Raw genomic sequence first — 14,063 nt, 5'->3', positions numbered from 1 at the left:
TCTTCGCTCAGTGGATGCCGTGCCGGCTCAGATGCTGGCCGGCTCGGCTGCGCCCTCGCGCGCACCCGATCCGGACGCCACCGTGAACCCCTTGTCCAGGTCCGCGATGATGTCGTCGATGTGCTCGAGGCCCACCGCCAGGCGCACCAGCCCGGGGGTGACGGCGCTGGCGGCCTGTTCCTCGGGCGTCAGCTGGCTGTGGGTCGTCGAGGCGGGGTGGATCACCAGGGAGCGCACGTCGCCGATGTTGGCGACCAGGGAGTGCAGGTCCAGGCCGTCCACGAACGCACGGCCGGCATCGACGCCGCCCTCGATCTCGAACGCGAGCACTGCCCCGGCGCCCTTGGGCAGGTACTTCTGCGCGAGCGCGTGGTACGGGCTCGACGCCAGACCGGCGTAGTTCACGGAGAGGACCTGCGGGTGCGCCTCGAGGTACGCCGCCACCTTCCGGGTGTTCTCCACGTGCCGCTCAACCCGTAGGGAGAGGGTCTCCAGGCCCTGGAGCAGCAGGAACGCGTTGAACGGGCTGGCCGCGGGACCGAGGTCACGAAGCAGCTGGACGCGGGCCTTGAGGATGAACGAGAGGTTCACGCCGAACGCGCCACCGACGCCGAGGTCCTTGGCGTAGGTGAGGCCGTGGTAGCTCGGGTCCGGAGTGTTGTAGTTCGGGAAGCGCTCCGGGTGCTGGGCGTAGTCGAAGGTGCCGCCATCGACGATCACACCGCCGATCTGGGTGCCATGGCCGCCCAGGTACTTGGTGGTGGAGTGGATCACGACGTCGGCGCCGAACTCGATCGGGCGCACCAGGTAGGGCGTGCCGACGGTGTTGTCGACGAACAGCGGCACACCGACCTCGTGTGCCACGTTCGCCACGGCCTCGATGTCGAGGACGTCGCCCTTCGGGTTCGGGATGGTCTCGCCGAAGAACAGCTTCGTGTTCTCCTGGGCCGCTGCGCGCCAGGACTCCGGGTCGTCCGGGTTCTCGACGAATGTGGTCGAGATGCCGAGCTTGGGCAGGGTGTAGTGGAGCAGGTTGTAGGTGCCGCCGTACAGGCTGGGGCTGGCGACGATGTGGTCGCCCGCCTCGGCGACGTTCAGGATCGCGAGCGTCTCCGCAGCCTGCCCGGAGGCGACCAGGAGGGCTCCGACGCCACCCTCAAGGGAGGCGATGCGGTCCTCGGCGGTCGCCGCGGTCGGGTTGCCGATGCGGGTGTAGATCGGCCCCAGGTCCGCCAGCGCGAACCGGTTGGCTGCCTCTTCGGTGTTCTTGAAGACGAAGGACGTCGTCTGGTAGATCGGCACGGCGCGGGCGCCGGTCTGGCCGTCGGGGCTCTGCCCGGCGTGGATCTGGCGGGTCTCGAAGTTCCAGTTCTCGCTCAAGGTTCTCTCCGGTGAGGGTGAAGGGGTGTGGGGGCAGGCTCTGGATGGATGGTTTCCCACGATAGGTGCGGTCCCAAGGGGCAACTGGCAAATCCCACATGTCGAGACGGTGGGTGTCCTGGCAGGTGCCCAGACGGTATCGGCGCGGTTCCGCGGAGATCCATCGATGTGGCTGGTGTGACTGATGTGAAGGTTGGGACTCGTGTTCACAAATTCAACAAGTTCCGCTACGTTGAGGCGCGGATAGCGACGAACCGTCAACCCGACACGCCGAATAGACCCGGACCAAAAATTACATGGGTGTAGTTCAAGCGTGGGGAAACGATTCGGTCGGCACTGGAACGGACGGAGACTGATCGGTGAGAGCACGACATGGGCGACGACTGGTCGCCGTTCTCGGCTCCGTTGTGCTTGCGGGCACCCTGGCGGTCGGATCGGCGGCCGCTGAGCCGACGATCCCGAGCCAGGACGACATCGACGACTCGCAGGCCGCGGCGGACAGCACGGCCTCCCAGATCGCCACCCTCGAGGTACAGCTGGCCACCAACGCTGCTGCGCTCGACGCCGCGAACATCGATGCGGCCGTCGCCGCCGAGGCCTACAACCAGGCCGCCGTCGACCTGGAGACCGCACAGCAGGATGCGGACGCCGCGCAGGCCGCATCCGACCGGGCCGATGCCGACGTCCTCGCCGCGAGCCAGGAGGTGGCCCGGATTGCCACTGCCGCCTACCGTAACGGCGGAGATCTTCAGCAGTTGTCCGTATTCCTCTCCGCCGACGGCGTCCAGGACGCGGTCAACGGCGCCACGACGTTCGACCGCCTCGGCGGGAGCGCCACCGACGCGCTCGGCAGGCTGGACGCGGCCGAGCTGGTCGCCGACATCATGCAGCAGCGGGCCGATGACGCCGTCGCCGAGCAGGAGGCGGCCACCGCGGAGCTCGAGGAGACGTCCGACGCCGCCGACGCGGCTGCGTTCACGGCGCAGACCACGCTTGAGACGACCCAGTCCGAGCGCGGCGCCCTCATCAACGAACTCGCCACGCTGCGCAACACCACGGCCGAGCTCGAGGCCGAGCGCCAGACCGCCCTCGAGGCGCAGCAGCGCGAGCGCGAGAACGCGGCCGCCGCGGCCGCGATCAGTGCTCCGGTCGCCACCCCAGCCGCGACGCCGGCTTCGCCTGTCGCCCCTACGCCGGCTGCACCGGTGACGCCGGCTCCGACCGCACCCGCGCCGTCGACCCCGGCTCCGGCGCCGACCGCGCCCGCGCCCGCGCCGTCGACTCCCGCGCCGCCGGCTCCGACGCCCACCCCGCCGACGTCGGGCTCCGGAACGGGCGCGGCGGCCCTGGCCTGGGCGCTCACTCAGGTCGGCAAGCCCTACCTGCTCGGCGCGGAGGGACCGAACAGTTACGACTGCTCCGGCTTGACGATGCGGGCGTACCAGAACGCCGGCGTCAGCATCCCGCGGACCACCACCACCCAGTACGCGGCCGTCAGCCACGTGCCGGTCGGCCAGATGCGCCCCGGCGACCTGATCTTCTACTCCGACAACGGGAGCGCCAGCGGCATCTACCACGTGGCCATCTACGCCGGCGACGGTATGCGCGTGCACGCCCCGCGGCCCGGTGCGAGTGTTGAGTACGTTCCGATCTGGTGGACCAACGTGCTCCCCATGGCTGGCCGCCCGTAGTCAGGGTCGACCTGGGAGTTTCCGGCAGGCAGTTCCGACCTGCCGCGAGGCACAGCGGGCATGGACCACAAGCAGCGAACGCCGGAGGACCCGGGGAAGGTCGTCCGGCGTTCGCACGTTCACCCGCCTGACTGTCTTACCGTGAGCGTGGCCGCACCGCCGCACCGCCGCACCGGAACGGTCAGCCGAACAGGTGCGCCGTCTGGGCGTGCGGGTCCTTGCCGAACGTGAGCACCTTCGTCGGTGCCACCGCGAACACCCAGGCCGCGTGGTCGCCGTCGCCCACGACGTCACCGTGGACTGTGAAACGCCAGGCCTCGCCGTACTTCGCGAAGGTGGCATCGGCGAACGCCTGCAGCTGCGCCGGCTCCGTCAACCGCTGCGCGGCTCCCTCAAGCACCACGTCGGTGCCCGCGGCCCACGTGTTCGTCCCGGTGGTCACGGCCACGTGCGGATTCGCCACGAGGTTGTGCACCTTCTGCTCCCGGACCCCGCTGGCGAAGTGGAACCGGTCGTCGAACCAGGCCCCGATCAGCGGCGTCACGTGCGGGCGCCCGTCGGCGCGCACGGTGCTCAGCCAGTACAGCTCCGCGTCCGCGAGCAGCTGGTCGGTGCGAGCCCAGGACGCCGGCGTGGGGTCGTCGCCGTAGCGCGGGTCGAGGCGGGACAGGTGGGGTCCGGGCATGGTGGCTCCAGGTGGGGTCGGTCGGGTCGGTTCACCCCGGACAGACCCCAGCCGTCCTCGAAACTCACCGCGCAGACCCCGCGCAGACCACCCCCGGTCGCGCGTCCGGTCAGTGCGCGATGTGCGGCTGCGGGTGTGAGTAGCCGGTGTCGATCGCGCGCTGGAACGAGCGCCGGATCTCGATCTCGGCGTCCTCGCGGCCGACCCAGTGCGCGCCCTCGACGGACTTGCCGGGCTCGAGGTCCTTGTAGACCTCGAAGAAGTGCTGGATCTCCAGCCGGTGGAACTCCGAGACATCGTCGATGTCGGAGCGCCAGGACGCGCGCTGGTCGCCCTTGGGCACGCACAGCACCTTGTCGTCGCCGCCGGCCTCGTCGCGCATCCTGAACATGCCGAGGGCGCGGCACCGGATCAGGCAGCCGGGGAAGGTCGGCTCCTCGAGCAGCACCAGCGCGTCGAGCGGGTCGCCGTCCTCGCCGAGGGTGCCCTCGATGTAGCCGTAGTCGTCCGGATACCGCGTCGAGGTGAACAGCATCCGGTCCAGGCGGATCCGTCCCGTCTCGTGATCCACCTCGTACTTGTTGCGCTGTCCCTTGGGGATCTCGATGGTGACGTCGAATTCCACGGTCTTCTCTTCCCGCTCGCCTGATGGTCCTTGCCCTAGTCTGGCCTACGCTGGCCCGGAGTGCGGAACCCTGGGTGGTGGCCTTGGACCGGATGGGGTGAGCGTGGCACGCACGAAACGGCGCAAGCGACGCCGTCGGGGACTCGCCGTCGCGCTGGTCCTCACCCTCGTGGTCGCGGGACTCGGCGGATACGCCTACCTCGACATCACCGACCAGGTGCCCGGCGTCCTGACCGACGACCCGCCCTGGCCGGAGGCGGAGCCCTATCCGGACTCCGTCCCCCCGACCATCGCGGACCCCGCCGAGGTGGCCGGTGCAGACCCGGACGCGCCGGTGCCGACGGCGGACGCCCTGGCCGCGCTGACCGCGCCGCTGTTCGCCGACGACCGCGTCGGCCCCACCCCGGGTGTCTCGATCGTCGATGTGCTCACCGGCGAGGAGCTCTACGCCTCCTCGGCCGCGAATCCGTACGTGCCCGCCTCCACTCTGAAACTGCTGACAGGGGTGGCGGTGCTCGAGACGTTCGGGGATCAGCACACCTTCACCACCGAAGCCGTCGCTGGTGACGACGGCACCGTCACCCTCGTGGCCGGTGGGGACATCACGCTGGCCCCGGACCTCGGCGACCCCGACGCGACGATCGGGCACGCCGGGCTCGGTGATCTCGCCGAGCAGGTGGCCGCCGAACTCCTCGCGCAGGACCGCACCGAGGTGACCGTGGCCCTGGACGACACCCTGTTCACCGGCCCGGCCGTCGCCCCCGACTGGGGCGAGGTCGACCTGGCCGGCGGCTGGGCGATGCCGATCGCGCCGCTCGCCGTGAACCTCGGCATCGTCGACGGCGTCACCCGCCGGCAGGACGACGCCGCCCTCGCCGCGGCGCAGAGTTTCGCGACCGCCCTGGCCGCCCGCGGGATCACGGTGACCGGGGACGTCACCCGGGCCGCCCGTCCGGAGATCGCGACCGTGCTCGGCTCCGTGGCGTCCGCCCCGCTGCGGGACATCGTCGCGTACATGATGCAGCACTCGGACAACGTCCTGGCCGAGGTGCTCGGCCGCATGACCGCGGTGCAGACGGGCCAGGAGGCGAGCTTCCTCGGGGCCGGGGCCGCCGTGCTGGACGTGGTCGCAGGGCTCGGCGTGGACGTCACCGGCGCGCAGTTCCAGGACACCTCCGGGCTGTCCCGGGACAGCACCCTCACGCCACGGATGCTCACCGACACGACCGTGCTGATCGCCGGTGGCACCCACCCGGAACTGCTCGCGGCCGTCCAGGCGCTGCCGGTCGCGCACCTCGAGGGGACACTGGCCGATCGGCTCGGCGACACCGAGGCCGCCGGGACCCTGACCGCGAAGACGGGCACCCTCCCGCAGGTGGTCGCGCTCGCCGGCCTGGTGACCACGGCGGATGGGCGCCTGCTCGCGTTCAGCGCCCTCGCCAACGGCTTCCCGGCGGGCGCCGGCTACCAGGCCCGGATCGCCATCGACGCGTGGGCCGCCGGACTTGCCGCCTGCGGGTGCACCTGACCGACGTCGACAGTGCTGAAAGGGCTGCCACTTCTGCACTCTCGCGCCGGGCGCGGGCCGGGCCCGTCGCCGTCGGTGCTGATGTGGCGGCGCCAGTTCCGTCCGCTCAGCGCTTCGTCGGTGACGACGCCTACTCTTGGGGGATGAACCTCGCCGCGCACGGCCCGCAGGTGACACCGCAGCGGGCGGACCTGCCCCCGGCCCGGCTCGAGGCCGGAGCGACCAGGTGAGCGACGCCGTCGACTGGGGCCTGGCTGCACGGCGCGCCGGGCGTCTGGCCCGGCCCGGCCCGGCGGCCGAACGCGACGAGCTGAGCGCGCTGGTGGCGTCGCTGCGCACCGGTGCGGCCCGGGCGCCTGAGTTCGTCGGCACCGTCACCGCCCTGCCCGAGGCCGCCGAAAGCGCGGCCAAGGGCCCCGTCCATGTGATCGACCGACCGCGCTGGTCCGAGGGCAACCTCGGCATGCTGCGCCACCTCGTCGGCGACCTGATGCCGGCCCCGAAGGGTCTCGGCGGCCCTCGGTTCGCCGCGGAGGAGCTCGGGGCGCTGCTCAGCCTGCTCTCCTCCCGGGTGCTCGGTCAGTACGACCCGTTCACTCCGCCGTCCACCGGACCTGGTGAGGGCCGCGACAGTGCCGTCGCAGGTGCCGGTCGGCTGCTCCTGGTGGCGCCGAACATCCTGCACCTGCAGCGCCAGCTGAACCTGCGGGCGGCCGATTTCCACCTCTGGGTCTGCCTGCACGAGCAGACCCATGCCCTCCAGTTCGCCGCCGCGCCGTGGCTCGCCGAGCACCTGCGCACCCAGATGCGGGACCTGATGGCGACCCTGCTCGTGGAGGACGACGCCGCGACCCGGATGCGGGATCTGATCGGCGCGCTGCCCCGGGTGCTGCGCGGCGACGCCGAACCCGTGACCGCCGGATCCGGCGGCGCCATCCTCGGCGCCGTGCTGACCGACGCGGAGCAGGAGGCGATGGACGCCTCGATCGCGATCATGTCCCTGCTGGAGGGGCACGCGGACGTGGTGATGGACGCCGTCGGCCCACGGGTGGTGCCCACCGTGCGCACCATCCGCAAGTCGTTCGAGGCACGCCGCGCCGGGCAGGGATTCGTGGACACGCTGCTGCGCCGGGTCCTCGGCCTGGACGCCAAGCTCGCCCAGTACCGGGAGGGCGCGAAGTTCGTCCGGGCCGTCGTGGCCAAGGTCGGGCACCCTGGCCTGAACGCGGTCTGGTCGGCGCCCGAGCGGCTGCCCACCGCCGCCGAGATCGCCGACCCCGACATCTGGGTCCGGCGGGTCCACGGCTAGTGCCCCGGCTGGATCCCGCCGTCGCCGCCGTCCGGGCGGCCGTCCGGACGTTCCTGCAGGACCGCCTCGACGATGGCACGTTGGCGCCCGGTGGCCTGATCCTGGTCGCCTGCTCCGGGGGCGCCGACTCGCTCGCGCTCGCGGCCGCCACCGCGTTCGTGGCTCCCCGGCTCGGGGTGCGGGCGGGCGCGGTCAGCGTCGACCACGGTCTCCAGGACGGCAGTCGCGCCGTCAGTGAGCGTGCGGGCGCCGTGTGCGCCGGGCTCGGACTGGTCCCGGCCGAGGTGTTCGGGCCCGACGGCGCAGGTGCTGCGGGTGGCGGTGCGCGCGGCGCTGCCGGCGAAGGTCCAGAGGGCGCGGCCCGCGTGCTCCGGTACGACCTGCTCGGCGCCGCCGCGGCCGGACACGGCGCGGTCGGGGTGCTGCTCGGGCACACCCGGGCGGACCAGGCCGAGACGGTGCTGCTCGGCCTCGCGCGTGGTTCCGGCACGCGGGCTCTCGCGGGCATGGCCCCGATCCGCGGGACCTTCTGGCGGCCGCTGCTAGGCGTGGGCCGCGAGCAGACCCGACGGGCCTGCGACGTGCTGGGCCTGGCGGCGTGGGAGGACCCGACGAACGCGGCAGACGGACCGCTGCGCACCGCGGCCGGCGCGGCACTTCCCCGCGCGGCCGTGCGCGAGCGGGTGCTGCCCGAGCTTGCCCGCGCGCTCGGGCCGGGCGTGGAGGTGGCGCTGGCCCGTACCGCGGACCTGGCCCGTGACGACGCCGACCTGCTCGACGAGCTGGCCCGGCAACTGCTCGAGCGGGCCCGCACCGCGACCGGCACCGCGGCCGGCGACCAGGCAGGTGCCCCGACCCGGAGGGCGACCGGCAGGGGGACCGGCCCCTTGACCGGCACCGACACTGTCGACGACAGGGCCGCCGCCGAACCTGCGGCAGCCGCCGTGGTGCTCGACGTGTCGGTGCTCGTCAGTGCCCACCCAGCCCTGCGCCGTCGGGCCCTGCGGTCGGCCGCCGTCGAGGCCGGAGCCGACGGCGGCGCGCTCGCCCGGGTGCACGTGCAGGGTCTCGACGCCCTGCTCACCGACTGGCACGGGCAGGGGCCGATCCACCTCCCCGGGCCGACCGAGGCGGTCCGCAGGTATGGCAGGCTGTTCCTGCGCGCTCCGGAAGCGTCGGCTCGCGCCGCCGCACCCGATGATCCGCACGGACCGACAGCACCTCATCGCCACAGTGACAATCGGGAGAGTTGAGTGGACGCCAACGACATGGGCTCGGACCTGGAGAAGGTCCTGGTCAGCGAGGCGCAGATCGCGACCCGGCTCGATGAGCTCGCGGCCCAGATCGACGCGGACTACGCGGGCCGGGAACTGCTGCTGGTCGGCGTCCTCAAGGGTGCGGTGATGGTCATGGCGGACCTGTCCCGCCGGTTGCACACGGACCTCAAGATGGACTGGATGGCCGTGTCCTCCTACGGGTCGGGCACGAAGTCCTCGGGTGTGGTCCGCATCCTCAAGGACCTCGACACCGACCTGCTCGACAAGCACGTGCTGATCGTCGAGGACATCATCGACTCCGGCCTGACGCTGTCCTGGTTGGTGTCCAATCTGCGCAGCCGCAACCCCGCCTCGCTGGAGATCGCGACCCTGCTCCGCAAGCCCGACGCCGCCAAGGTGGACGTGGACGTCCGCTACATCGGCTTCGAGGTTCCGAACGAGTTCGTGGTCGGTTACGGACTCGATTACGACGAGCGATACCGCAACCTGCCGTTCGTGGGCACGCTCGCTCCGCACGTCTATCAGGGCTGAGATCGTCGCTCCGGGGTGCGGCGCTCTGACGCGGGTGTTCATGCCGTAGGCGAACACATGCCGGAATTCACGGCCCCGTCGTATACCGTCACGGTCTAACACTGCGAGCAGGAGGGACGGGGCGCAGCCCCACACCTAGGATGAATGTGAAGAAGTTGTTGCGCGGGCCGCTCATCTGGGTGCTCATCCCGCTGATCGTCATCTTCGTGAGTTTCCAGCTCATGAGCGGTGGAGGCACCCGGCAGATCGACACGTCCGCGGGTCTCGAACTGCTCGCCGGGGACACCGTCGAGCAGGCGCAGATCACCGACGGCCAGCAGCGCGTCAACCTCACGCTCACCGAGGACTACCTCGTCGATGGCGACGAGGCCCAGAACATGGGTCGCGACGTCGAGTTCTACTACGCCGCGCCGCAGGGTGAGACGGTCGCCGAGGCGATCTCCGCCGCGGAGCCGGAGGGCGGCTTCAACTCCGTCGTACCGCAGACGCCGTGGTGGTCGTCACTGCTGATGACGCTGCTGACCGTGCTGCTGCTGGTCGGGCTCTTCTGGTTCCTGATGTCCCGCCTGCAGGGTGGCAACTCCCGGATGATGAACTTCGGGAAGTCGAAGGCCAAGCAGGTCTCCAAGGAGGCCCCGAAGGTCAAGTTCACCGACGTCGCCGGTGTGGACGAGGCCATCGAGGAGCTCGAGGAGATCCGGGACTTCCTCACCGAGCCCGCCAGGTTCCAGGCGGTCGGGGCGAAGATCCCCAAGGGTGTGCTGCTGTACGGGGCGCCCGGCACCGGCAAGACCCTCATGGCCCGCGCCGTCGCCGGTGAGGCCGAGGTCCCGTTCTACTCGATCTCCGGTTCGGACTTCGTCGAGATGTTCGTGGGTGTGGGTGCCTCGCGCGTCCGGGACCTGTTCGAGCAGGCGAAGGCGAACGCCCCGGCGATCATCTTCGTGGACGAGATCGACGCCGTCGGTCGCCAGCGCGGCGCCGGCCTCGGCGGCGGGCACGACGAGCGTGAGCAGACCCTGAACCAGCTCCTGGTGGAGATGGACGGGTTCGACGCGAACGCGAACGTCATCATGATCGCGGCCACCAACCGTCCGGACATCCTCGACCCCGCGCTGCTGCGTCCCGGGCGCTTCGACCGGCAGATCTCCGTCGAGTCGCCGGACCTGAAGGGCCGCCAGGCGATCCTCGAGGTGCACGCCAAGGGCAAGCCGATGGCGCCCTCGGTGGACCTGCACGCCGTGGCCAAGCGCACCCCGGGATTCACCGGTGCCGACCTCGCGAACGTCCTGAACGAGGCCGCGCTGCTCACCGCCCGCACCGGGCTGGAGCTGATCGGCGACCACGAGCTGGACGAGGCGATCGACCGCGTGATCGCTGGGCCGCAGAAGAAGTCCCGGATCATGAACGAGAAGGAGCGCAAGCTCACCGCCTACCACGAGGGTGGTCACGCCCTCGTCGCGGCCGCGCTCCGGTACACGGATCCGGTCACCAAGGTGACGATCCTGCCCCGTGGGCGGGCCCTCGGGTACACGATGGTGATGCCCGCCGAGGACAAGTACTCGACCACGCGGAACGAGCTGCTCGACCAGCTCGCCTACGCGATGGGTGGCCGCGTCGCCGAGGAGATCGTCTTCCACGACCCGACCACGGGTGCGTCGAACGACATCGAGAAGGCCACCGCGACCGCGCGCAAGATGGTCAAGGAGTTCGGCATGAGCGAGCGGGTCGGCGCGATCCGGCTCGGGCAGGCCGACGGTGAGGTGTTCCTCGGTCGGGACATGGGCCACCAGCGCGAGTACTCCGAGGATGTCGCCGGGCTCATCGACGACGAGGTCCGCCGGTTCATCGACTCCGCTCACGACGAGGCGTGGGAGATCCTCACCCACTACCGCCAGGTGCTCGACGACCTCGCGCTGGCGCTGCTGGAGCGGGAGACCCTGAACCAGGCCGAGCTGGCCGAGGTGTTCGTCCCGATCACGAAGCGGGAGCCGCGTCCGGTCTGGCTGTCCAGCCAGCACCGCGCCGTCAGCGATGTGCCGCCCGTGCAGTCCCCGCGCGAGATCGCCAGCGGCGCCGCCCCGATGCTGCCGCAGGACCAGGCTGCGGCCGCCGGTGACGACGAGGCACCCGCCGAGACGATCGTCGAGGTTCCGGAACGGTTCGCCTACCCGGGCGAGGCCACCGCCGGCCCCGTCGGCGGGCAGGCTCCGGGCCAGCCGGCACCGGGCGCGTCCGGCGAGTCCGACCTGAGCGGTCCGGGTGGGTCCGCACCGGATCAGTCCTAGGAGTTCACAGCCTCATGGTCGAACAACTGCCGCCCGCCCGCCCGTATGACGCCGAGGGCGTCGAGCGGGCCGTGCGGGACCTGCTCATCGCGGTGGGCGAGGACCCGGACCGGGATGGCCTGCGGGACACCCCGAAGCGGATGGCCAAGGCCTACACGGAGATCTTCGCCGGCCTGCACGCCGAGCCCGAGGACGTCGTCCAGACGTTCTTCGAGATCGAGCACGAGGAGATGGTGATCGTCCGGGACATCGCCGTCTACTCCACCTGTGAACACCACCTGCTGCCGTTCCACGGGGTCGCCCACGTGGGCTACATCCCGTCGGTCGACGGCACCGTCACGGGCCTGAGCAAACTGGCCCGGCTCGTCGACGTCTTCGCCAAGCGGCCCCAGGTGCAGGAGCGGCTCACCAGCCAGATCGCGGACGCCCTGGTCCGGCTGCTGGACGCGCGCGGCGTGATCGTCGTCATCGAGTGCGAGCACCTGTGCATGTCCATGCGCGGGGTGCGCAAGCCGGGTGCGCGGACCGTGACGTCCGCGGTGCGCGGGCAGATGCGCAACACCGCCACCCGCGCCGAGGCGATGAGCCTCATCGCGCGCGACTGATCGACGGCCAGCCCTGTCCGGCACGGCCCCGCACCGGCGTGCCGACCGCCGGTGGATCGGCGGTCGGGAATGGATAGGGTGACCGAATGACTCCGCGGACGCTGGTGATGGGCGTGGTCAACGTCACCCCCGACTCGTTCAGTGACGGCGGGCAGTGGTTCGAACAGGACGTCGCCATCGCGCACGGGCGACACCTGCTCGCCCAGGGTGCGGACATCCTCGACATCGGCGGGGAGTCCACCCGCCCGGGCGCGGAGCGGGTCAGCCTCGCCGAGGAGTTGCAGCGGGTGGTGCCCGTGGTCGAGGCACTTGCCGCCGCGGGCGCCGTGATCAGCGTCGACACGATGCGTGCCGCGGTCGCCACCGCAGCCCTCGACGCCGGCGCCAGCATCATCAATGACGTCTCCGGCGGCCTCGCGGACCCCGAGATGGTGGCGCTGGTGGTCGACGGCGACTTCGAGTACGTGGTCTCGCACTGGCGTGGCCACTCCGACGTCATGGCGGGGCGCGCGACGTACGTCGACGTGGTCGGCGACGTGGTCGGCGAACTGCGCGGGCGCCTGGCAGCGATCATCGCCGCGGGTGTCGCGCCCGAGCGACTCATCGTCGACCCGGGCCTGGGATTCGCCAAGGAGGGCGCCGACAACTGGCGCCTGCTCGCTCACCTGGACGCGCTGACGGCGCTCGGTCACCGGGTCCTCGTCGGTGCCTCCCGCAAGCGCTTCCTCGGACAACTGCTCGCCGACGCTGGCGCCGAGTCGCTCCCGGTGTTCCGGGACCGTGCCACCGCCGCGGTCACCGCGCTGGTGGCCGCTCACGGTGTCTGGGGCGTGCGGGTGCACGAGGTGGCAGGCTCTGTGGATGCGGTCAGAGTGGCCCAGGCGCTGCGTTCGGCAGAGAATGAACCCAGTTCGGACGGTCGAGAAGGGACACCATGAACTCCGAGGACAACCACGCCCACGACGTCATCCGCCTCATGGGGCTGGGTGGGGTGGGTCGCCACGGCGTCCTGCCGGAGGAACGGCGCGACGGCCAGACCTTCCTCGCCGACGTGGTGCTGCACGTCGACACCCGTGCGGCCGCCGTCAGCGATGACCTAGCCGACACGGTCAACTACGCCGACGTCGCCCAGGAGATCGTGGCGATCATCGAGGGCGAACCGGTCAACCTGATCGAGACCCTCGCCGCCAGGATCGCCGACGCGGCGCTCGCTCCCGCCGCCGTCAGATCCGTCGAGGTGACGGTCCACAAGCCGGAGGCGCCCGTCGGGGTGCCGTTCACGGACGTACAGATCGCGATCACTCGCGGTGAGCCGACGGGCGCAGCGGTCCCGGTCGAACCAGCCGTCGAGGCGGAGTTCGCCGCACCCGCGGTCGCAGCCGCCGCGGTCGCGGCTCCCGCGGGCGAAGCCATGCCCGCCGTCATCGCACCCGCGGCCGTCGCACCTGCGGCCGAGGCGGACTCCTCGTTCGACGGCGTGCCCGCCGACTCGCCCGAGGAGGCGCAGGAACCGGGGGGAGCCCTCCTGCACCGGGCGCCCGAGGAGCCCGTGGAGGTGGTGCTCTCGATCGGCGGCAACGTCGGTGACGTGCGGGCCACGATGCGGGCGGCCGTCGCGGACCTGCGCGAGGTCCCGGGCCTGACCGTGACCACCGTGTCCCCGCTGGCCCGCACAGCCGCGGTGGTGCTGCCCGATGCCGTCCCCCAGCCGGACTTCCTCAACGCCGTCGTGCTGGCGAGCACGACGCTCTCGCCGATTGATCTCCTGAGCCGTATGCATGAGATCGAGGACGCCTACGGTCGGCAGCGTCGCGAGCGCTGGGGCGAGCGCACGCTCGACATCGACATCATCACGTTCGACGGCGTCTCGAGCGTCGAGCCCGAACTCACCCTCCCGCACCCCCGGGCCAACGAGCGCGCGTTCGTGCTCGTGCCGTGGGCGCAGGCGGATCCGTCCGCGTTCCTGCCAGGTCTCGGTGGGGGACCGGTCGCCGTCCTCGCCGAGACCGCCCCGGACCGGTCCGGGGTGCGCTGGCTCGCGCTCGACTGGCTGGACCCGACGGCGGGGCAACGGTCCCGTGGGTCCGTCGCCGATGTCGCACCCGCCGCGGCGCCGGCGGCTGCCGACTCGTCTGTGGAGCTTG

11 protein-coding genes and 1 pseudogene are annotated in these 14,063 nt (G+C 71.4%); 9 read left to right on the top strand and 3 right to left on the bottom strand.

Features of this window, described 5'->3' with window-relative positions:
* Window positions 1–27: 27 nt before the first annotated feature.
* On the bottom strand, window positions 28–1,380 hold the full coding sequence (locus HALOF300_RS08145) for a bifunctional o-acetylhomoserine/o-acetylserine sulfhydrylase (protein ID WP_231955137.1): 1,353 nt from the start codon (window positions 1,378–1,380) through the stop codon (window positions 28–30).
* A gap of 359 nt (window positions 1,381–1,739) precedes the next feature.
* Between HALOF300_RS08145 and HALOF300_RS08140 the strand changes: the two genes are divergently transcribed.
* A complete protein-coding gene (locus HALOF300_RS08140; RefSeq protein WP_231955136.1) occupies window positions 1,740–3,071 on the top strand; it encodes a C40 family peptidase in 1,332 nt (443 codons plus the stop codon).
* Between the two features lie 181 nt (window positions 3,072–3,252).
* On the opposite strand, the gene HALOF300_RS08135 is transcribed toward HALOF300_RS08140, so the two are convergent.
* On the bottom strand, window positions 3,253–3,756 hold the full coding sequence (locus HALOF300_RS08135) for a pyridoxamine 5'-phosphate oxidase family protein (RefSeq protein WP_156740457.1): 504 nt from the start codon (window positions 3,754–3,756) through the stop codon (window positions 3,253–3,255).
* 109 nt (window positions 3,757–3,865) lie between these two features.
* Entirely contained in the window at window positions 3,866–4,381 is a 516-nt protein-coding gene (locus HALOF300_RS08130) for an inorganic diphosphatase (RefSeq protein ID WP_154795673.1), read from the bottom strand.
* Between the two features lie 103 nt (window positions 4,382–4,484).
* Between HALOF300_RS08130 and dacB the strand changes: the two genes are divergently transcribed.
* From dacB to folB, 8 genes and pseudogenes are all read left to right on the top strand, one after another.
* Window positions 4,485–5,909, top strand: coding sequence for a D-alanyl-D-alanine carboxypeptidase/D-alanyl-D-alanine endopeptidase (dacB, locus tag HALOF300_RS08125; protein WP_197522392.1), 1,425 nt, complete (start codon window positions 4,485–4,487; stop codon window positions 5,907–5,909).
* A gap of 226 nt (window positions 5,910–6,135) precedes the next feature.
* Window positions 6,136–7,218 (top strand): zinc-dependent metalloprotease, encoded by a 1,083-nt coding sequence (locus HALOF300_RS08120; RefSeq protein WP_156740455.1) that lies wholly within the window; start codon window positions 6,136–6,138, stop codon window positions 7,216–7,218.
* Complete coding sequence (gene tilS / locus HALOF300_RS08115; RefSeq protein WP_156740454.1) at window positions 7,218–8,471, top strand: tRNA lysidine(34) synthetase TilS; 1,254 nt, start codon at window positions 7,218–7,220, stop codon at window positions 8,469–8,471. The genes HALOF300_RS08120 and tilS overlap by 1 nt, the downstream gene beginning before the upstream one ends.
* Complete coding sequence (gene hpt / locus HALOF300_RS08110) at window positions 8,472–9,026, top strand: hypoxanthine phosphoribosyltransferase (RefSeq protein ID WP_154795670.1); 555 nt, start codon at window positions 8,472–8,474, stop codon at window positions 9,024–9,026.
* 140 nt (window positions 9,027–9,166) lie between these two features.
* On the top strand, window positions 9,167–11,314 hold the full coding sequence (gene ftsH, locus HALOF300_RS08105) for an ATP-dependent zinc metalloprotease FtsH (RefSeq protein WP_156740453.1): 2,148 nt from the start codon (window positions 9,167–9,169) through the stop codon (window positions 11,312–11,314).
* 14 nt (window positions 11,315–11,328) lie between these two features.
* Complete coding sequence (gene folE / locus HALOF300_RS08100; RefSeq protein ID WP_156740452.1) at window positions 11,329–11,919, top strand: GTP cyclohydrolase I FolE; 591 nt, start codon at window positions 11,329–11,331, stop codon at window positions 11,917–11,919.
* An 86-nt stretch (window positions 11,920–12,005) separates the two neighbouring features.
* The gene (gene folP / locus HALOF300_RS08095) at window positions 12,006–12,857 is read left to right on the top strand and encodes a dihydropteroate synthase (protein WP_197522391.1); all 852 of its coding nucleotides are present in this window, start codon (window positions 12,006–12,008) and stop codon (window positions 12,855–12,857) included.
* A pseudogene (gene folB, locus HALOF300_RS27705) lies at window positions 12,854–13,810 on the top strand (dihydroneopterin aldolase); the annotation flags it as partial. The gene folP and the pseudogene folB, both read left to right, overlap by 4 nt.
* Between the last annotated feature and the right edge of the window lie 253 nt (window positions 13,811–14,063).

This window comes from Occultella aeris (genome assembly GCF_902703175.1).
GTDB classification, from domain to species: Bacteria; Actinomycetota; Actinomycetes; order Actinomycetales; family Beutenbergiaceae; genus Occultella; species Occultella aeris.
The sequence above is the reverse complement of the archived record's forward strand: the minus strand, read 5'-3'. Positions and strand labels throughout refer to the sequence as shown.

Coding starts and splice junctions, on each gene's coding strand:
- HALOF300_RS08135 (WP_156740457.1), bottom strand. CDS start 3,756: ATGCCCGGACCCCACCTGTCCCGCCTCGACCCGCGCTACGGCGACGAC.
- ftsH (WP_156740453.1), top strand. CDS start 9,167: ATGAATGTGAAGAAGTTGTTGCGCGGGCCGCTCATCTGGGTGCTCATC.
- folE (WP_156740452.1), top strand. CDS start 11,329: ATGGTCGAACAACTGCCGCCCGCCCGCCCGTATGACGCCGAGGGCGTC.
- folP (WP_197522391.1), top strand. CDS start 12,006: ATGACTCCGCGGACGCTGGTGATGGGCGTGGTCAACGTCACCCCCGAC.